The organism is Bradyrhizobium sp. CCBAU 45389, assembly GCF_028128625.1.
Taxonomy (GTDB): domain Bacteria; phylum Pseudomonadota; class Alphaproteobacteria; order Rhizobiales; family Xanthobacteraceae; genus Bradyrhizobium; species Bradyrhizobium liaoningense_B.
The window spans coordinates 732,689-755,684 of the sequence record NZ_LBIY01000002.1 but is presented as its reverse complement, the minus strand read 5'-3'; the positions used below and the strand labels follow the sequence as shown (position 1 = coordinate 755,684).

Below are 22,996 nucleotides of genomic sequence, written 5' to 3'. Positions count from 1 at the left end.
CAGGTCGCGATTTTCTGCGCCTGGATCGTAGTTAGCTCGTGAATACGACCGTCATGCCGGCTCGTCTCAAAACTTACCAACGCGTCTCATTCTGCGGTGAGCGCGACATCTTGTCCTGATAAGACGAGGCTTAATCCAGCCCGGTCTTGCCTGGCGCCCAGTAGGCTTTGGCCTTGATCCGCGATGACGCGACGCCTGCAGCTTTCAGGGCGCGGCTGAAGCGCTGGATCGAGGATGCCTTGCCGGTCAGGACGAACTGCGCTCCGTTTGCAGCAAGGCGCAGCATTTCCGCCTCGACGATTGCGAGATGCTCCTCGCCGGCGCTGCGCGCAATCAATCGCGCCTGGCCGAGGCTGACAGCATCCAGCACCTGCTGCGATTCCACGACATCAGTAACCTCGAACATGTGGAGCGCACCGCCTGCCTGCAGATTGTTGCGCAGAGCTGCAGCCAGGCCGAACGAGGTCTCGTCGCCGAACAGCACGACAGGCGCTTCAAGGCCGGCGAGATCGAGCGAGCGACGCGGTCCGAAGAATTGGCAAGTGTCGCCTTCGCGCAAGCCGCTGGCCCAGCGGCTGCCGGGGCCATCGCCATGCGCAAAGGCGAGGAGGCGCGTCCTGCCGCGGCTTCTGTCCCACGACATCGGCGTGTAGGTGCGTGCGCTCAGGCCGGCGCCGATCGCGACCTGGATTTTCTGCCCGGCGGTCCAGGCGACGTCCTTGAGGGCCTCGCCTTCGAGCTCGATCAGCGCAAAGCGCGGCGACAGCGTCTCGACGGTAAAAACTCGCGCGGGGCGCATCAACCATCGCAGCAACATGCGTGTGACCCGGCCTTGCGGGACCTGCGACGGTTCCGAGATTTCGGATGCTTGTCCGGGCTTATTCAAGGCTTGGCTCCCGGATTATCTGGACCTGATCGTGAGTTCATTGCCGCGGCCGGGATCGAACTGCAGCGACAGCGAGAGGTAGCCATTCCGGGGATCTCTGACGTAGTCGAGATAGCCGGAGGCTTCCTCGAACGCGTTCTCGCCCACGATGATCGCGCCGGGCTTCAGCTGCGGCTCCAGCAATTTGAGAATGGAAAGATAGAGGGTGAAGGCGCCGTCGAGCATCACCATGTCGATGTCGCTGACGCCGGAGCTGAGCGTCTCGCGGGCATCGCCAAGCCTGAACTCGACGAGGTCGGATAGCCCCGCGGCCGCGACGTTGGCGCGGGCGCGCTCGATCTTGCCGGGTTCGAGATCGGTCCCGATCAGGTGGCCGCCGCCCATGTCGCGCAACGCTGCTGCCATGTAGATTGTGGAAATCCCCATCGAGGAGCCGAACTCGACGATGCGCTTCGCCTTGCTCGCGCGCGCACACATGTAGAGGAAGCGTCCAAACCGCGGCGAGACGCTCAGGAAGTTGTTCGCATAACGCTGGTAGACTTCGTTGAGATCGCGATTCTCGGCCGCGATGGCCTGGCTGATCATCTCTTCGCGGCTGTTTGCCTCACTCGCGAAGGCATGCATCAGTGGCGCGTCGGCCATCTCCGCTTCCTGGTGAAGACGATGAAGGACGTCCGCGACGAGTCCGCTGCTGATCGAATCCATGCATCCAGCTCCCTTGCAATGCGCCACCGGCGCTTCGGAGCCTGGATACGAAATCGCATCTGCAATCGCATTCCGCGAACGGGACAATCGATTGCGATTTCCGGTCAGTATGCGCGGCGTTCCGCCAGATATCGCGCCGGCGGCTTGCCCAGCGCCTTGCGGAACATGGTGACGAAGGCGCTGGCGCCCTCGTAGCCGAGATCGAGCGCCACAGCCTGGACCGAGGCGCCCTGGTCGAGCCGCTGAAGCGCGATGAGGATGTGGAGCTGCTGGCGCCAGCGGCCGAAGCTCATGCCCGTCTCGCGTTGCAGGATGCGGGTCAGCGTCCGCGGCGCAACGGCGATGCGCCGGCCCCAATCGTCGATCGTTGCACGGTCGGAGGGATCTTCGATCATCGCGCTCGCGATCCGGCGCAGCCTGGCATCCGCAGGCATCGGGAAGCGGAGCTCCTCGACCGGCGCCAGCGCCAGCTGGTCCAGCAGCACCGTGGCAATGCGGCCGTCGGCGCCGTCGAGATCGTACAGCGCCGGCATGTGCGTGGCATGCACCAGCAGGCGCTCCAGCAGCGGTGAGATCGTCAGCGTGCAGCATTGCCGGGGCAGCGTTGGTGCCGCATCCGGCTCGACGAACAGGCAGTAGACCTCGACGTCTCCCGCGACGGTTACGCTGTGCGCAACATTGCCGGGGATCCAGACCGCGCAGCGCGGCGGCACGATCCAGACGCTTTGCCCGGCTTCAAGCCTGACGGCGCCGCGCAAGGACAGGACAAGTTCGTCCTTGCGATGCGCGTGCATGGCCACCTCCGTACCCTTTGTGACCATCTGGCCGCCGAAGGCGGCAATGGTGCGCGGCACGTCCTCCGGATTGAAGTCGATGGAGTCGTCGGGGCGAAGATCGCCGTCGTTGAGCCGGAAGAAGGGCATGGTAGGGCGAATAATCGGTCCGGATGCAATGGACGGGGCCTGACCAATATCTGACCTGCTATTGCAACTTTCAACGCTGCTGGCTTGAATCTCGATCTGTTCTAATCAGCTCGCCTGTCGCCGCGTTGGACGCTTGCGGGAAGGTGAGGCCGCGCCATGTGATGCCGGCTCCACGAACCCGCTCGCCACGGCGGCGGCCTGTGCAAGATCCTGGCTGATGACATCGAGCACGGCCTTGGCCGCGACCGACACAGCCCGCCGCGGATGGTGCACCCAGGCGATCGAGCGCACGATCCGCTGCGCGTCGAAGCGATGCGCCCGGATGGTGCCTCCCGCCAGCGACTGCCGGAGTGCGATGGTCGGCAGCACCGTGGCAAAATCGGTGGTCGCGATGACGTCGCAGAGGGCGGGGAGGGTGTCGAGCTCAAGCCGTGGGCGCAGGTCGATGCCAACGGCGGCGGCGTGCTCGTCGAGGATCAAGCGTAGGCCGTGGCGCTTCGAGGGCAGCACGAGATCAAAATTGGCGATGTGGTCGAAACGCAGTTTTGCAGGCGTCCTGATCGGGCCGTCCTTGCGGCAGGCGAACACCATCTCCTCGTCCATGACGTGATGCGCGGCCAGCGGCGTCTTGCGGCGCGGCACGTTGATCAGGGCGAAATCGAGCTGGCCGGTGTTGACCCAGTCGACCAGCGTCTCGGTATAGCCCTCGCAGACTGACAGCGTGATCTCGGGATAGCGGCTGGCGACGATCGCCGATGACCTCGCCATCGTGCTTTGCGCGACCGAGGTGATGAGGCCGACCGAGACGCGGCCCGAGATGCGCCCGCCGAGCTGCGCCATCTCCTGCCGCGCATACTCGGCATCGCGCACGATCGGCGCCGTCAGTCGCACCAGGGCCTCGCCGGCGCTGGTCAGCGTCATGCCCTGGACACTGCGGTCGAACAGCTTCTGGCCGAGCTCGGCCTCGAGCTTGGCGATCTGCATGCTCAGCGCCGGCTGCACGATGTTGAGCTGGCGCGCCGCCCGGGTGACGTTCCTCTCCTCGGCCAGGCACAGGAAATATTGCATCTGCCTGAGTTCCACGGGCGTGTCCTTCGGTCGCTGGTCTTGCTCACGGGCCATCATCTCAGATGATCGATTATATAATCAATCATTATTTGTGATGATGGCTGCGATTGCCTAGTCTTGCCGCGGATGAACGTGGACCTCGGAGGGCGCGTGATCCACGGGAGCGAAACCAAAGATATGCAGGACACCACGCCCAAGCGGATGATCATCGGTATTTCCGGCGCCTCAGGCGTCACCTATGGCGTGCGCCTGCTGCAGCTGCTGCGCAATGCCGGCGTCGAGACGCATCTGGTGATGTCGAAGACCGCCGAGCAGACCTTTGCCTATGAGACCGAGCTGAAGATCGCGGAGGTGAGGGCGCTCGCCAACGTGAACCATGCGATCGACGACATGGCCTCGGCAATCTCGAGCGGTTCGTTCCGCACCTCCGGCATGATCGTGGCGCCGTGCTCGATGCGCTCGATGTCAGAGATCGCCTCGGGCGTGACCACGACGCTGCTGACCCGCGCCGCCGATGTCGTGCTCAAGGAGCGCCGGCGTCTGGTGCTGATGGTGCGCGAGACGCCGCTGCACACCGGGCATCTCCGGACGATGACGGCACTCTCCGAGATGGGTGCGATCATCGCGCCGCCCGTGCCGGCCTTCTACGCCAAGCCCGAAAGCCTCGACGACATAGTCGAGCACACCGTCGGCCGCATGCTCGACCTGTTCGATATCGATATCGGCGTCGTGCGCCGCTGGGGCGAGGACGAGGCGCTCAAGCGCCGCTCGCCGTCGCTGCGCAAGATCGCGCCCTGACCTGAGACTTAGGAAAGACCCGTTACATGCAAATGGAAACTCCGGCCGGAAAGAGCGCCAAGGCGCAGGCTGATCTGCGTGGCTGGCTCGCTTACCTCGCCGAGCGCGGCAAGCTCGCGATTGCCCGCGAGGGTATTGGCTTGGCTGATGAGCTCGCCGCCATCGCCAAGCGGCTGGAGCGCGACAGCGCCGTGCTGTTTCCGCGCCCCGACGGGCACGCGATCCCCGTCGTCGCGAACCTCTTTGCCGGCCGCGACTGGGTCGCCGAGTCGCTCGGCGTGAGCGAGGACCAGCTGCTGCCGCGATTCCTCGCCGCCGCGAGCCATCCGCTGCCGACGCATGAGGTTGCGGGCGGGCCGGTGCAGGAGATCGTCCATGACGATGTCGACCTGCTGCGCCAGCTTCCTGTCCCCAAGCACAATGAGCGCGACAGCGGCCCTTACATCACGGCCGGGCTGCTGATCGCCCGCAATCCCCAAACCGGCGTCCAGAACGTCTCGATCCACCGCTGCCAGATCTCCGGCAAGAACCGCATCGGCGTGCTGCTGCTGCCGCGGCATACCTTCTCCTACTATCGCCTTGCGGAAGAGCTGGGGCAGGCGCTGGAGATCGCGATTGTGATCGGCGCGCATCCGGCCTTGATGCTGGCCTCGCAGGCGATCGCGGCGCTGGACGAGGACGAGATGGCGATCGCCGGTGCGCTGCTCGGCGCGCCCGTCGATGTCGTGAAGTGCCGCACCAATTCGGTCCGCGTGCCCGCGCATGCGGAGATCGTGATCGAGGGACGGATCTTGCAGGGCGTGCGCGAGCCGGAAGGCCCGTTCGGCGAATTCCCCCAATATTACGGCCCGCGCGCCAATCGCGAGGTGATCGAAGTCGATGCGATCACGCATCGCAAGGCGCCGATCTTCCACACCATCGTCGGCGGCGGTTTTGAGCATCTCATCCTCGGTGGCGTGCCGCGCGAGGCGACGCTGCTGCAGCATCTGCGCCGCAGCTTTCCTGGCGTGATCGACGTTCGCCTGACGCGCGGCGGCACCTGCCGCTATCATCTCGCGATCAAGATCGACAAGGCCAATGACGGCGAGCCCAAGAACATCATGATGTGCGCCTTCGGCGCGCATTACGACATCAAGCAGGTGGTCGTGGTCGACAAGGACGTCGACATCTCCTCGTCCGAGGAGATCGAGTGGGCGGTGGCGACGCGCTTCCAGGCCGACCGCGATCTCATGGTCGTCGCGGGCGCGCTCGGCTCAAAACTCGATCCGACCACCGACAACGGCATCAGCGCCAAGATGGGCCTCGATGCGACCGCGCCGCTCAGCGCGCCCGAGCTCGCCTTCAAGCGCATTCGCGTCAAGGGCGAGGAGGAGGTCGATCTCGCCACGGCATTGCAGGCCGACCCAAGCGCGGCGGTCGCGCGGTTGCTTGCGGAGGCGCGCGCATGAGTCGATTACCGCCTCCGGGCACCTTGCGTCCGTTTGCGCGGTTGGAATATGAAGCTGACGCTGCATATAGTGCCGCGCCAACAAGCCAATCGTTTTGCAGCGCAACGCCGGGAGGAAGGAACTGATGTCGACGGCCCTGCGCATCGCTCACGGCGCTTTCGGCAGGGTCGCTCTGCTCGACATGGACCGTTCGCTGGTCCGTCACGCTCATCATCATTGCCACGTCCTGCTCAAGGTCGAGGGCGCCGATACGCAGTTCCTGGTCGGTGATCAGGTCACGCCGCTCACGGACGCCGCCGCCGTGCTCGTCGACGGCTGGAAGCCGCATGCTTACGTGCACGACGTCAACCGTCCGCGCACCCTCATCATGGCGCTCTATATCGAGCCGGAATGGCTGAAGGAGTTCCGACCGGGGTGGGCCGCAAGCGGCGCACCCGGCTTTTTCGAGCGACCCTCGGGCGAAGTCTCGCCGCGCATCCGCCAGCTCACGCTGCATCTGGCGGCCGAAATGATGGCGAATCCGGATGCGGTGCGCACCCATGAGCAGACGCTCTCCGACCTGATGATCGCGGTGATCGAGCGTTTTACGTCCTGGCGCAGCTTTCCGACCTCGATCCGCGGCATGAGCGCGGTGAGCTGCGACTGGCGCATCCGCCGCGCGATGGATGCGATGCGCGGGCAGGATTCCCATGGCAGCGTCGATCAGTTCGTGAAGGGCGCAGGGCTCTCGCGCGCGCAGTTCTTCCGCCTGTTCGAGACCTCGCTGGGCGTCTCGCCAAAGATCTATCTCAACGTCGTCCGCATGGAACGCGCGCTCGATGCCGTGATGCGCGAGGATACGCCGCTCGGCGAGCTCAGCGAGCGTTTTGGGTTTCCGGAGCCGGCGCATTTCACGCGCTTCTTCCGCGACCATGCCGGCGTCAGCCCGCGCGAGTTTCGCAACGTCTCGCGTCTTGCAGGTTGATTCTTGCGGGCTGATATTGCGCTGCACGCGCTCGAATGAGACGATTTGGTAAGTCGTGAGAGCGGGCGGTATGGCCCGCGCATCCCCTGTCCTGACAAGTGTCACCGTCGCGTCAAAGAACGCGTCGGGAGGTATGCCGGGACATGTTGCAGGCGGTCAAATCCGCAAATCCGGGAAATGGCGATGAGCCCTGGGTCGGGCGCTCGATCGAGCGCGTCGAGGACGCCGCGCTGCTCATTGGTCGCGGCCGCTTCATCGACGATCTCGGTCTCCAGCCCGGCACGCTGCACGCGACCATCCTGCGTTCGCCGCACGCGCATGCCGACATTCTCTCCATCGATGCCGAAGCCGCCAGGCGCCTCCGGGGCGTCGCGGCCGTTCTGACCGGCAGCGACGTCAAGGCCGTCACCACGAGCCTCGTCGTCGGCGTGAAGGCGCCGGTCGAGTGCTGGCCGATCGCACTGGATCGCGTGCGCTATGTCGGCGAGCCCGTTGCTGTGATCGTCGCAACCGATCGAGCGCGCGCGGAAGATGCGGCCGAACTGATCAATGTCGAATATCGCCCGCGCGGCGCCGTCGTCGATCCGCTCGGCGCGATCACGCCCGGTGCGCCGGTTCTGCACGACGGCTTCCCCGGCAATCTCGCCAGCGACCGCGCCTTCCGCTACGGCGATCCCGAGAAAGCCTTTGCCGATGCGTCGCACCGCTTCTCCATCGACATCCGCTATCCCCGCAACTCCTGCACGCCGATCGAGACCTATGGCGTCGTCGCCTCGCACGATGCCGGCGAAGACGCCTATGAAGTGCTCGCCAACTTCCAGGGCCCGTTCAGCATCCACACCGTGATCGCGCGGGCGCTGAAAGTGCCGGGCAATCGCTTGCGGCTGCGCACGCCGCCGGATTCCGGCGGCAGCTTTGGCGTCAAGCAGGGCGTGTTTCCCTATATCGTGCTGATCGCCGCCGCGGCGCGCGTCACGGGACGGCCGGTCAAATGGATCGAGGACCGGCTCGAGCATCTCACGGCGTCGGTGTCGGCGACCAATCGCGCGACGACACTCTCAGCCGCGGTCGCGGCCCACGGGAAAATCCTCGCGCTCGACTGGGACCAGGTCGAGGATTGCGGCGCTCACTTACGCGCCCCCGAGCCGGCGACGCTGTATCGCATGCACGGCAATCTGACCGGCGCCTACGACATCAGCCACGTCAAGATCCGCAACCGCGTCGTCGTCACCAACAAGACGCCGACCGGCCTCAACCGCGGCTTTGGCGGGCCGCAGGTCTATTTTGCGCTCGAGCGGCTGGTGCAGCGCATCGCGATCGGGCTTGGCCTCGATCCGCTCGATGTGATCAAGCGAAACCTGATCGATGCGAACGCCTTTCCGTATCGCACCGCGACCGGCGCGCTCCTGGATTCCGGAAATTACCAGGAAGCAATCGCGCGTGCGGTCGAGCAGGGCAGGCTAGCGGAACTGAAAGCCAAGCGCGACGAGGCGCGGGCGCAGGGGCGGCTCTACGGCATCGGCTTCACCGCGGTGGTCGAGCCCAGCGTCTCCAACATGGGCTACATCACCACCGTGCTGACCGCGGCCGAGCGCCGCAAGGTTGGTCCCAAGAACGGTGCGCAGGCGACCGCGACCGTTGGCCTTGATCCCGTCGGCAGCGTCACCGTGCACGTGGCGTCCGTGCCGCAGGGGCAGGGCCATCGCACTGTGCTGTCGCAGGTCGTCGCCGACGTGTTCGGCCTCCAGCCGAAAGACATCCGCGTCAACACCGAGATCGACACGGCCAAGGACGCCTGGTCGATCGCGTCAGGCAATTACGCCAGCCGTTTTGCCGCGGCCGTGGCCGGCACGGCGAAGCTCGCGGCCGAACGTGTTGCCGGCCGTCTCGCTCGCATCGCCGCCAGCCAGCTCAACGTCGAAGCCGCGGACATCGTGTTCGCAAAAGGCTTCGTCGCCTCGAAGCATAATCCGGAGAACCGGATCGCATTCTCGCGCGTCGCCGCGCTCAGCCACTGGTCGCCGGGCTCGCTGCCCGACCATGCCGGCCAGACCATCCGCGAAACCGTGTTCTGGACGCCGCCGGAACTGACGCCGCCTGATGACGAGGATCGCATCAACTCCTCGCTCTGCCACGGCTTCATCTTCGACTTCTGCGGCGTCGAGATCGATCCGGTCACGCTGGAGACGCGGATCGACCGCTACGTCACCATGCACGATTGCGGCACCATCCTGCATCCCGGCATGGTCAACGGCCAGATCCGTGGCGGCTTCACCCAGGCGCTTGGCGCGGCTTTGTTCGAGGAATATGCCTATGCCGAGGATGGCAGCTTCCTGACGGGAACGCTCGCCGACTATCTGCTGCCGACCACCACCGAGGTGCCGGAGCCCGAGATCTTCCACATGGAGACGCCGTCGCCGTTCACGCCGCTCGGCGCGAAGGGCGTGGGCGAAGGCAATTGCATGTCGACACCGGTGTGCCTCGCCAATGCGGTTGCGGATGCGCTTGGCGTTGCCGACGTCACTCTGCCGTTGGTTCCAGCGCGGCTCGCCGAACTTGTGCGCGGCGCCGAACCGCCGCCTCCGGCAGGCGGCGCTACGGCTGCGCCCGCTCGCGAAGGCGACCGGCGGCTGCGCGGCGAAGGGCAGGCCACGGTGAAGGGCGCGCCGGAGCACGTCTGGGCGATGCTGCTCGATCCCGCGACGCTGCAATCCGTCATTCCCGGCTGCCAGAGCGTCGACAAGGTCACCGAGACGCATTTCCGCGCCGATGTCACGCTCGGCATTGGCCCCGTCACCGGGCGCTATCGTGCCGATGTCGAGCTGTTCGATCTCGATCCGCCGCGCGCCGTCACCTTGCGCGGCGGTGCCACCGGTGCGCTCGGCTTCGGTAGCGCTGAGGGACGGATCACGCTTGCGCCGGACGGCCATGGCGGGACCAAACTAGGCTACAGCTACGACGCCGCGATCGGCGGCAAGGTCGCCAGCATCGGCGGCCGCCTGCTCGATGGCGCGACACGCGTGATCATCGGCCAGTTCTTCACGGCGCTCGCCCGCAAGGCCGGCGGCGGTGGCGCAGCGGGCGGCGGCTTCTCGCTGTTCGCGCTGCTCGCGAAGGTCGCCAGTCTGTTCGGAGGGCGCCGATGAAGCCGCCCGCATTCGATTATCTCCGCGCCGAAAGCGTCGGCGATGTCCTCGAAGGGCTCGCGCAGCAGGGCGGCGATGCCCGCGTGCTCGCCGGCGGCCAATCGCTGATGGCGATGCTGAACATGCGCCTCGCCAAGCCCAAGCTGCTGATCGACATCATGCGGATCAGGGAACTTCGCCAGATCGAGCGGAAGGGCGATGCCGTCATCATCGGCGCCGGCGTGCGCCAGGCTGATCTGCTGGCCTGGCCTGATCTTGCCGAGGCGCTGCCGCTGGTGGCGCTGGCGCTGCCCTGGGTCGGGCACATGCAGACCCGCAGCCGCGGCACCATCTGCGGCTCGCTCGCCCATGCCGATCCCAGCGCCGAGATGCCGCTGGCGCTGGTCGCGCTCGGCGGCGAAGTCCTGCTGCGCAGCGCCAGGCGTCGTCGCCGCGTTGCTGCCAAAGACTTTTTCTCCGGCATGATGCTGACCGCCCGCGCCGATGATGAGCTGATCGAGGGCATTTCATTGCCGGTCCTCAAGGGATCGCGCGTCGCCTTCCGCGAGGTCGCGCGCCGGCACGGCGACTTCGCCATCGTCGCCTGCGCTGCGATGAAGACGCCGACGGGCGTGCGTCTCACTGTCGGCGGCGTCGCCGACGTCCCGACCGCGCGCGACTGGCCGCGGCTGGAGGGCAGCGCGCTCGACGATGCGCTCAACGCCTTCGCCTACGAGCTCGGTGCCCGTGACGACGTCCACGCCACCGCGCGCTACCGCCGCGACCTCGTGCGCATGATCGGCCGCGACCTGATCGGCGAGGTGCTGCAATGACCCGTCTCAGGGCCGATCAGCGTCATCCCGTCCGCATCACGCTCAACGGCAAGTCCGTCGAAGGCGAAGCCGAGCCGCGCATGCTGCTGTCCGATTTCCTGCGCCACCAGCTCGGCGCCACCGGCACCCATGTCGGCTGCGAGCACGGCGTCTGCGGCGCCTGCACGATCGTCGTCGACGGCATGCTGACGCGGTCCTGCCTGACGCTGGCGGCGCAGGTCGACGGCTGCGAGCTGAAGACCGTCGAAGGGCTTGCGCCCTCGGCCGACCGGCTCGGCGTGCTGCAGCAGGCGTTCCGCCGCAACCACGCGCTCCAGTGCGGCTTCTGCACTGCCGGCATCTTGATGTCGCTCGACCACTATCTCGCGAAGAACCCGGCGCCGACCGAGGTGGAAATCCGCGACCTCCTCAGCGGGCATATCTGCCGCTGCACCGGGTACACCCCGATCATCAAGGCGGCGTTAGATGCCGCCGCCGAGCTTGCTTCATCCAACAAAGAGACGTCCGATGCTTGATCTCGCCAGCAGCTTCATGGCCAGCGCCGCGCGCGATCCCAATTCCATTGCGCTGGTCGACGGCGATCTCCGCCTGACCTACCGGAAATGGTACGACAAGATCTCCGCGCTGGTGGCCTCATTCGACCGCCTTGGCCTCAAGCCCGGCGATCACGTCGTCACGCTGCTGCAGAACCGCTGGGAGGCGGCGACGCTGCATTGGGCCTGCCAGTTCGCCGGCCTCGTGATCACGCCGATCAACTGGCGCGCCAAGTCCGATGAGCTCGATTACTGCATCGAGAACGCCGAGGCCTGCGCGGTGTTCTACCAGGATATCTCTGCCGAGGCGGTGCAGGGCTCGGCGCTGGCAGGCAAGTTGCTGCGCGTGTCCGTCGATCCCGGGACGGGTGATGCCGCCAACTTTTCCGACCTGATCAAGGACAGCGCACCGCATGCCGAGCCGCGCGTCGGCGCCGATGCCTGGTCGATCATGCTCTACACCTCGGGCACGACCTCGCGCCCCAAGGGCGTGCCGCGGCGGCACCGCGCCGAGCGCGCCGCGGCGATTGCTCATGTCGCGCAAAATCTCTACGGCCGCGGCGAGCGCACGCTCGGCGTCATGCCGCTCTATCACACCATGGGCGTCCGCTCGCTGCTGGCGATGTCGCTGATCGGTGGCAGGTTCATTTGTCTGCCGCGCTATGACAGCCGGCAGGCGCTGGCGCTGATCGAGAAGGAAGCGATCACCAACCTCTATCTGGTGCCGACGCTCTATCACGACCTCGTTCATCACGAGGCGTTTGCCGGGACCAACGTCTCGAGCGTGCGCAAGCTCGGCTTTGCCGGCGCGTCGATGACCGATGGCCTGCTGAAGAAGCTGAACGAGGCGTTCAAGCCCGATCTGTTCGTCAACCATTACGGCAGCTCGGAGATCTACACCTTCACGATCGACCAGAATGCCGCCGCAAAGCCCGGCTCGGCCGGCAAGGCGGGGCTGAACCAGCACGTCAAGGTCGCGCGCATCGGCGCGAAGTCGGTCGCGGACCTCGCTGCGGTCGGCGAGGAGGGCGAGATCATCGCGACGCTCGCGGGCGACGAAGCTTTTGAAGGCTACTGGCGTCGTCCCGAGGCCGACGCGAAATCGCTGCGTGAGGGTTGGTACTTTACGGGCGACACCGGCCTCATTGATCCCGACGGTGACCTGTTCGTCACCGGCCGCGTCGACGACATGATCATCACCGGCGGCGAGAACGTCTCGCCGGTCGAGATCGAGAGCTGCCTGTCGCTGCACCCCGCGGTCGACGAGGTCGCGGTCGTCGGCGTCGCTGATGAAAAGTGGGGCAAGGTCGTCGCCGCCTTCGTCAAGCGCAATCGCGCCGTGTCGGAAGGAGAGCTGGAGCAGCTCTGCCGCACCTCGGGCCTTGCCAATTTCAAACGGCCGCGCCGCTACGTCTTCGTCGACGCGATCCCGAAATCGCCGGTCGGCAAGCTGCTGCGGCGACTGCTCGTCGCCGGAGAATACGAGGCCGAGCGCCTGCCGCCGTCGGACGCGGCCTGATCATCACCCATCAACAGAAGGAAGCCAAAATGCCGTCACCCTATACATTCGCCGATCCCCGGCTCGCCAAGCTCGACGGGTTCAAGGTCGAGATCGACGAAGCGCATGAGCGCGCCGACATCATCCTTGGACGCCCGCCCTACAACGTCGTGGCGATGCCGCAGCGCGACCAGCTGCGGCTGACTTTCGAGACGCTGGACGAGGATCCGCGCGTCCGCGTCATCGTGGTGCGCGGCGAAGGCGAGCATTTCTCCAGCGGCGGCAATATCGGCGGCTTCATGGAGGCGAGCCCGGAGCACGTGTCGAAGCTCGCCTGGAACATTGCGGCGCCCGCGCGCTGCGCCAAGCCCGTGATCGTCGCCAATCGCGGCTATTGCTTCGGCGTCGGCTTCGAGCTGTCGCTGGCCTGCGACTTCCGCATCGCCTCGGAGACCACGCAATACGCGCTGCCGGAGCAGAAGCTCGGCCAGATCCCGGGCTCGGGCGGCTCAGCGCGTCTGCAGAAGATGGTCGGCATCACCCGCACCAAGGACATCGTGATGCGCTCCAAGCGCATCTCGGCCAAGCAGGCGTACGAGTGGGGCATCGCCACCGAATGCGTGCCGGATGGCGAGCTGGAGAAGGCGACCGACAGGCTGGTCAACGAGCTCCGCACCTTCTCGCCGCTGGCGCAGCGCACCGCCAAGAAGCTGCTCAACGACACCGAGGATTCGACGCTCGCCATCGCCATCGAGCTCGAGGGCCATTGCTACAGCCGCCTGCGCCAGTCCGAGGACTTCAAGGAGGGTGTCGAGGCCTTCAACGCCAAGCGTCCGCCGAAATTCGTCGGCCGCTGATACGGGACTGAACTGCCGCGGTTCGCCATGGCGCGGACCGCGGCGCCATTCAAACGGGGGAGGTAAAACAACATGGCTGAGATGGATATGCCGGTCGCGGGTACGCACGCATCGGCCGATAACAAGCAGATGGTCAATGCGATCATCGCATCGGTGCTAGGATGGGCGCTCGATCTGTTCGATTTGTTCATTCTGCTCTACGTGGCGCCGGTCGTCGGCGCGCTGTTCTTTCCGTCGAGCAATGCGGCGCTGTCGCTGGCGGCGGTCTACGGCTCGTTCGCCGTCACGCTCTTGATGCGGCCGCTCGGCTCGGCGGTGTTCGGGCATTATGCCGACGTGCACGGCCGCAAGCAGGCCATGCTGATCGCCATCGTCGGCGTCGGTCTCAGCACGGCGGCGTTCGGCCTGCTGCCGACGATCGCGCAGGTCGGCGTGATCGCGCCGATCGTGTTCCTGGTCCTGCGACTGGTGCAGGGCGTGTTCGTCGGCGGCGTTGTGGCGTCCACCCACACGATCGGCACCGAGTCCGTGCCGCCGCAATGGCGGGGTGCGATGTCGGGCCTGGTCGGCGGCGGCGGTGCCGGCATCGGCGCGCTGCTGGCGTCCTTCATCTTCCTGATCACGTCCTCGGTGTTCCCCGGCGATGCGTTCGCGGTGTGGGGCTGGCGCTTCATGTTCTTCTCGGGCCTGCTGAGCTCGCTGCTCGGCTGGTTCATCTTCCGCAACCTCGAGGAGTCCCCGTACTTCAAGGAGCTCAAGCGCCAGCAGGGCAACAAGCAAGCGAAGGTCTCGAAGGCGCCGGTCAAGGACGTGTTCTCCGGCGAGTATCGCGGCGTGCTGCTGGTCAACCTGCTCATCACCTTCGGTGGCGGTGCCGGCTATTATCTCACCTCGGGCTATCTGCCGAGCTTTCTGAAAGTCATCAACGCGGTTCCGAACCAGACCTCATCGCTGATCCTGATGGCGGCGAGCGTCTCGGCGTTCTTCTCGGCCGTTCTGGTCGGCGCGCTGAGTGACTGGATCGGCCGCAAGAAGACGTTCCTGCTGATCGGCGCGCTGGCGGCGGTGCTGTTGCCGCTGTGCTATCTCAACCTCGCCGCCAGCAAGGACACGACGCAGATCACGCTTCTTGCGCTCGCCATCGCCTTCATCGGCAATGCCGGATACGCGCCGGTGCTGATCTTCCTGAACGAGCGTTTCCCGACCGCGCTGCGCGCGAGCGGCACCGGCCTGTCCTGGAACATCGGCTTCGCGCTGGGCGGCATGATGCCGACCTTCGTCTCGCTGGTGAGCGCCAGCCCGGCGCAGATTCCGATGTCGCTGGCCTACTTCGCGGTCGGCGTGTTCGTGATCTACCTGATCGGCGCGGTCGTGATCCCCGAGACCAAGGGTAACTTCCGCTGAGTCTTGAGCCGGCGCGGCTGCCTTGCCGCCGCGCCGGCTCGCTCGACGCATAACGAGACGGAAATGGATGAGCTGCATTTCGACGATGTGATCGTCGGCGGCGGGTCGGCGGGCTGCGTGCTGGCCAACAGGCTTTCCGCGGATGGACGTCGCCGCGTCCTGCTGATCGAAGCCGGGATGGATACGCCGCCCGAGGCAACACCGCCGGAAATTCTCGACGGCTATCCGATGCCGCTGTTCTTCGGCGACAGATACATCTGGCCGGGCCTGTCGGCGGCGGCCGGCCGCAATGCTGCGGGCAAGCCGGTCGTCCGCGCCTATGAGCAGGGCCGGGTGATGGGCGGCGGCTCCAGCATCAACGTGCAGTCGGCCAATCGCGGCCTGCCGCGCGATTATGACGAATGGCGCGATCTCGGCGCGCGCGGCTGGGGGTGGGCGGACGTGCTGCCTTACTTCCTCAAGCTCGAGACGGACCTCGATTTCGATGGCCCGTTGCACGGCAAACGCGGCCCGATCCCGATCCGCCGGATCGCGCGCGAGGCGATGCCGGCGTTCGGCAAGGTCGTGGGCGAAGCGCTGTCGGCGACCGGCCTGCCGTTCCGGAAAGACCAGAATGCCGAGTTCGAGGACGGCATTTTTCCGCCGGCCTTCTCAAACCGCAGCGACCGGCGCGTCTCCACTGCCGCCGGCTATCTCGATGCGGCGACCCGGGCGCGGCCGAACCTGACCGTCTGGGCCGACAGTGAAGTCGAGCGGCTTCAGCTCGAGGGCCGCCGCGCGACGGGCGTCGTGGTCTCGCGCGGTGGGCAGAAGCTCACCGTCGGCGCCGGCCGCGTGATCCTCACCGCAGGCGCGCTGCAATCGCCGGCGATCCTGATGCGGGCGGGCATCGGCCCCGGGGCTGCGCTGCAAGCGCTCGGCATTCCCGTCGCGATCGATCTTCCCGGTGTCGGCAGCAATCTGCGCGATCATCCTGCGCTGACCTTCTGCCAATATCTGCCGCGCGGCTTGCGGCTGCCGCTGGCCCGGCGGCGTCCGAATTTCGCGGCGATGCGTTTCTCGTCCGGACTTGCGGGTTGCGATCCCTCCGACATGTACATCACGGCCTCGGCCCGCGGCGGCTGGCACGCGCTGGGCACGCGGCTCGGGCTTTATTTTCTCTGGTGCAACCGGCCATATTCGAGCGGTTCGCTCACGCTGGCGAGCCGTGATCCCAGGACCTATCCGGTTGTCGATTTCAACCTGCTGTCCGATGTGCGCGATCTCGAACGGATGGTTGCGGCCGTCCGGCTGCTGGCGAGGCTCGTGGTGCATCCGGCGCTCAATCCCGAGACCGGCGACTTCTTCCCGGCGTCCTATTCGCCGCGCATCAAGCGCCTCAGCCGTTACGGTACCGCCAACCGCATCATCGCCTCCGTGCTCGGGCCGATGCTCGACGTGCCCGCAGGTCTTCGGCAACTCCTGATCCGGCTGGTGCTTCTCAACGGCACCGCGTTCCAGGCGACGCTCGGGGACGACCGCGCGCTCGAAGCCTTCGTCCGGCAGAGCGTGTTCGGCGTCTGGCACCCCGTGGGCACCTGCCGGATGGGCGATCCCGCCGACCGGATGGCGGTGGTCGATCCGCAAGGGCTGGTGATCGGCAGCGAGAACGTTTTCGTGGCGGATGCTTCGATCATGCCGCGGCTGCCGACGGCCAATACCAATATTCCCGTGATCATGGCGGCCGAGAAGATCAGCGATGCCTTGCGGCGGCATCTTTGATCCCTTTTCGCCGGGCGCCTTTCGGTGTAGCTCTGCGCCGGCTTGAAACGGTGGGGCGCTGGGCCCGCCGATGACCGAAATCATGGAGGCACCAAGGATGTATCCGAAAGTTCAAATGTTCATCGCCGGCGAGTGGACCGACGGCACGTCCGGCAAGTCGGAGGACATCCTCAATCCCGCGACCGGCCAGCCGATCGGCAAGACCCCGCACGCCTCGAAGGCTGATCTCGACCGCGCGCTGGAGGCCGCCAAGGCAGGGTTCGAGGTCTGGCGCAGGACCTCGCCGTTCGACCGCTACAAGCTGATGCGCAAGGCCGCCGACATCATCCGCTCCCGCGCCGCCGAGATCGCCCCCGTGATGACCATGGAGCAGGGCAAGCCGGTGGTGGAAGCGCAGGGCGAGACCATGCTCGCCGGTGACCTCATCGACTGGTTCTCCGAGGAAGCCCGCCGCGCCTATGGCCGCATCGTGCCGCCGCGGATGGGCAACGTCTCCCAGCTCGTGACCAAGGAGCCGGTGGGGCCGGTCGCCGCGTTCACGCCGTGGAATTTCCCGATCAACCAGGCGGTGCGCAAGATCTCGGCCGCGCTCGCCGCCGGCTGCTCGATCATCGTCAAGGGTCCGGAAGAAACCCCCGCAAGCTGCATGGAGCTGGTGCGCGCCTATGCCGACGCGGGCATTCCTCCCGGCGTCGTCCAGCTGGTGTTCGGCGTTCCGGCCGAAGTGTCGGAATATCTCATTCCGCATCCGATCATCCGCAAGATCAGTTTTACGGGCTCGACCGCGGTCGGCAAGCATCTGGCCGCGCTCGCGGGCCTACACATGAAGCGCGTCACCATGGAGCTCGGCGGTCATGCGCCGGCGATCGTGTTTGCGGACGCCGATCTCGACAACGCCGCGAAGATCCTCTCGGCCAACAAGTTCCGCAATGCCGGCCAGGTCTGCGTCTCGCCGACGCGCTTCCTGGTGCATGAGAGCGTCTACCAGCCCTTCGTGGACAAGTTCGTCGCGGCGGCCAAGAGCCTCAAGGTCGGCAACGGCCTCGACAAGGACACCCGCATGGGACCGCTGGCCAACCCGCGCCGTGTCGACGCCATGGAAGGTCTCGTGTCCGACGCGGTCCAGCGCGGCGCCAAGGTGCAGGCTGGCGGCAAGCGCATCGGCAATGAAGGCTTCTTCTTCGAGCCGACGGTCATCACCGACGTGCCGCGCGATGCCCGCATCATGAACGAGGAGCCGTTCGGACCGCTGGCGCCGATCACTTCGTTCCGCAGCTATGACGAGGTGGTGGCCGAGGCCAACCGTCTGCCCTATGGCCTTGCGGCTTACGCCTACACGACCTCGACCAAGACGATGCAGGCGATCGGTGCCGACGTCGAGAGCGGCATGGTCTCGATCAACCACCACGGCCTCGCGCTGCCCGAAGTGCCGTTCGGCGGCATCAAGGATTCCGGCTACGGCTCCGAAGGCGGCCTCGAAGCGATCGAGGGGTACCTCAACACGAAGTTCGTGACGCAGGCGAGCGCGTAAGAGAAGACGGTCTCGTAGGGTGGGTTAGCCCCGCGGCTGCGCGCAGCGCAGTCCGCGCGGCGTAACCCACCTCTTCTGTATCCACGTAGAAAGACAGCGGTGGGTTACGCTTCGCTAACCCACCCTACGTTCGCGCAACCCTTACTTCCTCAATTCGTCGGCCCGTCTCCGCGAATGGCGAACGTCGTGGCCTTCAGCTTGGTCATGCCGAACTTGTCGAACAGCTTGTCATAGGTGCCATCAGTGCGGATCGCGGTGAGGGCGTCGGCGACGGCCTGGGCAAGCAGCTTGTCGCGGAAGGCGAAAGTGATGTCGGTGCCGGCGATGTCGCGAACCCAGATCTTTGCGATGCCCTTCTGCTCCAGCGAATTTGCGGTCTCGTTGATGTTCAGCGCGGCCTCGAGCTGTCCGGCGCGCAGCGCCGCCGAGGTGGCGGTGACGGTGGTGAAGGTGCGCAGCTCGATCGGCTTGAGGCCTTTGGCTTCCATCGCCGTGCTGAACTCGCGCGCCTTGCGCTCGGTGTAGGTCGCCGATTCCACGCCGACCACGCGGCCGGCGAGATCCTCGAACTTCTCCAGCTTCAGGCTGGAGGAGGGGTCGGTGTAGATGCTGATCGCCTGCTGCGCGTAAGGCACGAGGTAGAGCATCTTCGAGCGCTCCTCGGTCCAGAACAGGCCGGTGTTGATGGCATCGAAGCGGCCGGAGCGCAGCGCCGGGATCATCGGCGGGAAATCCATGCGCAGGAACACCGCCTCGACGCAGATGCGCTTGGCGATCTCGCGGGCGAGCTCGACATTGAGGCCCTGCAACTCGCCCTTGTCGTCGACGAATTGCTGCGGCGGCAGGGTCGGGTTGATCGACATCTGCCATTTCGGCGCCTCGATCAGGCTCGACGCCGGCACATTCGGCGTGCAGGTCTGGGCAGCGGCGGCCTGCGTCAGGCCGACCAGCAGGGCGAGGGCGGAGAAAGTCTTGGGAAATCGCATCTGAATACTCCGATCAAATCGTGGGTGAGAGGGGAGCCGTTCTCCGGTCCGACGTCTTCTTCATTGTCTCGTCATGTGGCCGCCGGAGCGTCGGCTTGCCGGGTCAGGATCAGCGAGATGTGGCGGGCCGCGGTCACGACCTCGTCGCGCTGGTTGAGCAGGTCGAGCGTCTCGACGACGATGCCGCGCTCGGGGTTTTTGGTCGGCCGCTTCTCGACGAAGCGGAAGCGCACGCGCAAGCTGTCGCCGGCAACGATGGGGCCCTTGAATTTCACCTCGTCCCAGCCGAGCGAGGCGACAGAGGTCTCCTCGTACAGCTTCAATTCCGACTTCAGCCCTTCCATCAGCGACAGGCCGAACAGGCCATGGCCGATCACCGCGGGAAAGCCGCGCGAGCGCGCATAGGCGCCGTCGATATGGAGCGGGTGGTGATCGCGCGTGACGTCGGCGAAGACTGCGATATCAGCCTCGGTCACGGTGTGCACCGCGGTCTCGAACTCCGCGCCGAGCGCGATGTCTTCGTAACGCAGATTGATCGGGGCGCTGGCGTTCATGCTGATCCCTCAGGCAACCTTCCGTGGCCGCGCCGGCAGCGCCTTGAAGCTCTGCGCGATCCCCATCGGCCCGGAGCGGAAGATGCGCGGGTCCATGTCCTTCAGCTGCGGGCTGATGCGTGGGCGAAAGCCCATATGGGCGAGGATGTCCTCCTCGAGCCGCACGCCGGGGGCGATCTCGGTCAGCGTCACGTGGCCGTTCTCGAGCTCGAACACGGCGCGCTCGGTGACGTAGCTGACGTGCTGGCCGCGCTGCGCGGCGAGCGAGGCGCTGAAGCTGATCTGGCCGACTTGTGGGACGAACTTGCGGAAGGCGCCGTCGCGCCGGATCGCGAGGCGGCCGTTCTCGACGCCGATGTCGAACTTGCCGCCGGTCATGGTGCCGCTGAAGATCAGGCGCTTGGCGTTCTGCGTGATGTCGATGAAGCCGCCGGAGCCGTCGCGGCGCTCGCCGAAACGGGTGACGTTGACGTTGCCGGCTTCATCGACTTCCGCGAAGGAGAGGAAGGCGCAGGAGAGGCCGCCGCCGTCGTAGAAGTCGAACTGATAGGCCTGGTCGAGAATGACGCGCGGATTGATCGCGGTGCCGAACTCGCGGGCGTGCCCGGGCACGCCGCCGACGACGCCTGACTCCACCGTCAGCGTGATCAGGTCGGAAATGCCTTCCTCGGCCGCGACATTGGGGATCATCGCGGAGATGCCGACGCCGAGATTGACGACGTCGCGCGGGCGCAATTCGAAGGCGGCGCGACGGGCGATCACCCGACGCTCGGTGAGCGGATCGGGCGTGATCAACGCCACGGGGACGCGCGTCTCGCCGCAGCGCGCGGGATCATAGACGGTGCCATAGGTCTGCATCTGCTCGGGCTCGAGCACGACGTGGTCGATCAGGAAGCCCGGGATCTTCACCATCTGCGGATGGATCAAGCCGCGCTTGACGATGCGCTTGACCTGGCAGATCACGGTGCCGCCGGCATTGTGCACGGCCTGCGCGATCGAGAGATCCTCGCGCGTCGTGCCCTCGTGCTCCATGCTGATATAGCCGTCCTCGTCAGCGGACGTGCCGCGGATGATGGCGACATCGGGCGGATTGGGAACGCGGTAGAGCAGGTACGATTGGCCGTGCAGCTCGAGCAGGTCCACCAGCGGCGCAGTGGTGCGCTTGTTCATGCGGCCGCCGTCCTGGCGCGGATCCATGTAGGTGTTGAGGCCGACATGGGTGAGCACGCCGGGATGTTTGGCGGCCATGGCGCGGCAGAGCTGGCTCATCACGCCTTGCGGGAAATTATAGGCGTCGATCAGCTCGTCGCGGACGAGGCGCATGAACGGCACTTGGAGGCCGAAATTGCCGCCGATGACGCGCGCGATCAGGCCTTCATGGGCGAGATGGCAGAGGCCCTTCTCGGTCACGGCGCCGACGCCGGTGATGTTGATCAGTGTCAGATTGTGCGGGCCCTGACCGCCAAGGAAGCGCTGCTCCAGCGCATCGAGGATGGCTTCGGCAGCGCCGGTGCCGCCGTTGCCGCCGACGATCAGCGTGTCGGTGTCGCGGATCAGGCCCGCTGCTTCTTTCGCGGTGATGATGCTCAGCATGCCCTCACGCGGCCTCCTTCTCGACCTGGCGGGCGATGATCAGCCGCTGGATCTGGTTGGTGCCCTCGTAGATCTGGGCGAGGCGGACGTCGCGGAAGATGCGCTCGATGCGGTACTCGCGCGAATAGCCGTTGCCGCCGTGGATCTGCAGTGCGTTGGAGACGTGCTTCATCGCCATGTCGGTGGTGAACAGCTTTGCCTGCGCCGCCTCCTTGGCAATCGGCTCGCCGGCATCGTGCAGACGCGCGGCGTGATGGATCAGGAGGCGCGCAGCCGCAATGTCGGTCGACATGTCCGCGAGCATGAATTGCACCGCCTGGAAGCCGATGATGGCCTGGCCGAACTGCTTGCGGTCCTTGGCATAGGCGGTCGCGTCCTCGAACGCGGCCTGCGCCATGCCGAGCGCCATCGAGGCCATCATCAGCCGGCTGAAGTTGAAATTGCTCATCGCCATCTTGAAGGCCTGGTTCTCCGGCCCCATCACGCTGTCCGAGGGCAGGCGCACATCGGAGAAGGTGATCTGGCAGTCGTCGAGGCCGTGCATGCCGAGCAGCTCCTCGTTCTTGCCGCGGGCGATGCCGGGCAGGGCGCCGTCGACGAGAAGACAGGAGATGGAGCGGTGGCCCGCCTCGGCGCCGGTGCGCGCGAACACCATGATGCGGTCGGCGACGCCGCCGAGCGTCACCCAGGCCTTGGTGCCGTTGAGCCGCCAGCCATTGCCCTCGCGCACCGCGTTGGTGCGGATGCTAGCTACGTCGGAGCCGTGATCGGGCTCGGAGACGGCGGTGGCGGGAATGATGTCGCCGCTCAGGATCTTCGGGATCAGCGCCTTGTGCGCGTCGGTGCCGTGATGGTCGAAGAACAGCACGGCTTCGACGGGGATCGCGAAGGCGTTGGCGACCGCGCCGGAGCAGCGCGCCAGCTCCTCCATCGCGATGCAGGCCGCGACCGCGTCGAGACCTGCACCGCCGGCGCCTTCACGCAGGCAGATGCCGAACAGGCCGAGATCGGCCATGCCCTTGTAGAGGGTGCGGTCGAAGCGGTCCTCGCGGTCGATCGCGGCGGCGCGCGGCAGGATCTCCGCTTCCGCGAAGCGGCGGGCGGTCTCGCGCAGGGCTTTCTGGTCTTGGCTGTAGAAGCGGTCCATGGCGTGCTCCCGTCAATCGCTGGCGAGCTTGGAATCGTGCGAGACTTCGCTGCGGTCGCGGTCGCAGAAATAGACCGCGACGTCGTCGCCGGGCACGCCATAGGCGCTGCATACGGCGCGGGTCAGCGCGATGGCGGCGGCGCGGCGCTCGGCCTCGCTGCGGCGGAAGGCGTGGACCTTCAGCAGGATGCGCTGGCCGGTGGCCGGAGCGCCGAACGTGCCGGCATGGGCGTAGTCGTCGGTCGCAATGTTCAGGAAATAGAGTGTGACCGTATCAGCGGTGACGCCGAACGCCGACATCAGGCCGTCGGTCACCGACCGCGCCAGCGCGGCCTTGCGCTGGGATGGGACTTGCGGGGCGAGCACTTCGACATAGGGCATC

20 protein-coding genes are annotated in these 22,996 nt (G+C 66.2%); 11 read left to right on the top strand and 9 right to left on the bottom strand.

All coding sequences use genetic code 11. The features are described from left to right. Positions 1–130 precede the first annotated feature (130 nt). The 4 genes from XH79_RS03270 to XH79_RS03255 form a co-directional block, all read right to left on the bottom strand. On the bottom strand, positions 131–799 hold the full coding sequence (locus tag XH79_RS03270) for a siderophore-interacting protein (RefSeq protein ID WP_271580639.1): 669 nt from the start codon (positions 797–799) through the stop codon (positions 131–133). A 102-nt stretch (positions 800–901) separates the two neighbouring features. Next, entirely contained in the window at positions 902–1,591 is a 690-nt protein-coding gene (locus tag XH79_RS03265) for an O-methyltransferase (protein ID WP_271580638.1), read from the bottom strand. Between the two features lie 104 nt (positions 1,592–1,695). Beyond that, entirely contained in the window at positions 1,696–2,514 is an 819-nt protein-coding gene (locus tag XH79_RS03260) for an AraC family transcriptional regulator (RefSeq protein WP_271580637.1), read from the bottom strand. 105 nt (positions 2,515–2,619) lie between these two features. Continuing rightward, a complete protein-coding gene (locus XH79_RS03255; RefSeq protein ID WP_271580730.1) occupies positions 2,620–3,582 on the bottom strand; it encodes a LysR family transcriptional regulator in 963 nt (320 codons plus the stop codon). Positions 3,583–3,759: 177 nt separating this feature from the next. Between XH79_RS03255 and XH79_RS03250 the strand changes: the two genes are divergently transcribed. From XH79_RS03250 to XH79_RS03200, 11 genes are all read left to right on the top strand, one after another. Further along, positions 3,760–4,380, top strand: coding sequence for a UbiX family flavin prenyltransferase (locus tag XH79_RS03250; protein ID WP_271580636.1), 621 nt, complete (start codon positions 3,760–3,762; stop codon positions 4,378–4,380). A gap of 26 nt (positions 4,381–4,406) precedes the next feature. Continuing rightward, positions 4,407–5,828 (top strand): UbiD family decarboxylase, encoded by a 1,422-nt coding sequence (locus XH79_RS03245; protein ID WP_271580635.1) that lies wholly within the window; start codon positions 4,407–4,409, stop codon positions 5,826–5,828. A gap of 124 nt (positions 5,829–5,952) precedes the next feature. Further along, complete coding sequence (locus XH79_RS03240; RefSeq protein WP_271580634.1) at positions 5,953–6,792, top strand: helix-turn-helix transcriptional regulator; 840 nt, start codon at positions 5,953–5,955, stop codon at positions 6,790–6,792. A gap of 143 nt (positions 6,793–6,935) precedes the next feature. After that, on the top strand, positions 6,936–9,938 hold the full coding sequence (locus XH79_RS03235; protein WP_271580633.1) for a xanthine dehydrogenase family protein molybdopterin-binding subunit: 3,003 nt from the start codon (positions 6,936–6,938) through the stop codon (positions 9,936–9,938). Continuing rightward, the gene (locus tag XH79_RS03230) at positions 9,935–10,750 is read left to right on the top strand and encodes an FAD binding domain-containing protein (protein ID WP_271580632.1); all 816 of its coding nucleotides are present in this window, start codon (positions 9,935–9,937) and stop codon (positions 10,748–10,750) included. The genes XH79_RS03235 and XH79_RS03230 overlap by 4 nt, the downstream gene beginning before the upstream one ends. Beyond that, a complete protein-coding gene (locus XH79_RS03225; RefSeq protein WP_271580631.1) occupies positions 10,747–11,265 on the top strand; it encodes a (2Fe-2S)-binding protein in 519 nt (172 codons plus the stop codon). Before XH79_RS03230 ends, XH79_RS03225 begins: the two co-directional genes overlap by 4 nt. Further along, positions 11,258–12,802, top strand: a complete 1,545-nt coding sequence (locus tag XH79_RS03220) for an AMP-binding protein (protein ID WP_271580630.1) — start codon at positions 11,258–11,260, stop codon at positions 12,800–12,802. Before XH79_RS03225 ends, XH79_RS03220 begins: the two co-directional genes overlap by 8 nt. A gap of 29 nt (positions 12,803–12,831) precedes the next feature. After that, a complete protein-coding gene (locus XH79_RS03215) occupies positions 12,832–13,638 on the top strand; it encodes an enoyl-CoA hydratase/isomerase family protein (protein ID WP_271580629.1) in 807 nt (268 codons plus the stop codon). Between the two features lie 72 nt (positions 13,639–13,710). Beyond that, a complete protein-coding gene (locus XH79_RS03210; RefSeq protein WP_271580628.1) occupies positions 13,711–15,042 on the top strand; it encodes an MFS transporter in 1,332 nt (443 codons plus the stop codon). A gap of 63 nt (positions 15,043–15,105) precedes the next feature. Next, a complete protein-coding gene (locus tag XH79_RS03205; protein WP_271580627.1) occupies positions 15,106–16,803 on the top strand; it encodes a GMC family oxidoreductase in 1,698 nt (565 codons plus the stop codon). 82 nt (positions 16,804–16,885) lie between these two features. After that, entirely contained in the window at positions 16,886–18,334 is a 1,449-nt protein-coding gene (locus XH79_RS03200) for an NAD-dependent succinate-semialdehyde dehydrogenase (protein ID WP_271580729.1), read from the top strand. A 149-nt stretch (positions 18,335–18,483) separates the two neighbouring features. Here the strand turns inward: XH79_RS03200 and XH79_RS03195 are convergent, their stop codons facing one another. From XH79_RS03195 to XH79_RS03175, 5 genes are all read right to left on the bottom strand, one after another. Next, entirely contained in the window at positions 18,484–19,320 is an 837-nt protein-coding gene (locus XH79_RS03195) for an ABC transporter substrate-binding protein (RefSeq protein WP_271580626.1), read from the bottom strand. Between the two features lie 71 nt (positions 19,321–19,391). Beyond that, the gene (locus XH79_RS03190; RefSeq protein WP_271580625.1) at positions 19,392–19,874 is read right to left on the bottom strand and encodes a MaoC family dehydratase; all 483 of its coding nucleotides are present in this window, start codon (positions 19,872–19,874) and stop codon (positions 19,392–19,394) included. Between the two features lie 9 nt (positions 19,875–19,883). Next, complete coding sequence (locus tag XH79_RS03185) at positions 19,884–21,467, bottom strand: acyl CoA:acetate/3-ketoacid CoA transferase (RefSeq protein ID WP_271580624.1); 1,584 nt, start codon at positions 21,465–21,467, stop codon at positions 19,884–19,886. 4 nt (positions 21,468–21,471) lie between these two features. Further along, entirely contained in the window at positions 21,472–22,614 is a 1,143-nt protein-coding gene (locus XH79_RS03180) for an acyl-CoA dehydrogenase family protein (RefSeq protein WP_212344372.1), read from the bottom strand. Positions 22,615–22,626: 12 nt separating this feature from the next. Continuing rightward, positions 22,627–22,995, bottom strand: a complete 369-nt coding sequence (locus XH79_RS03175; RefSeq protein ID WP_271580623.1) for a tautomerase family protein — start codon at positions 22,993–22,995, stop codon at positions 22,627–22,629. Between the last annotated feature and the right edge of the window lies 1 nt (position 22,996).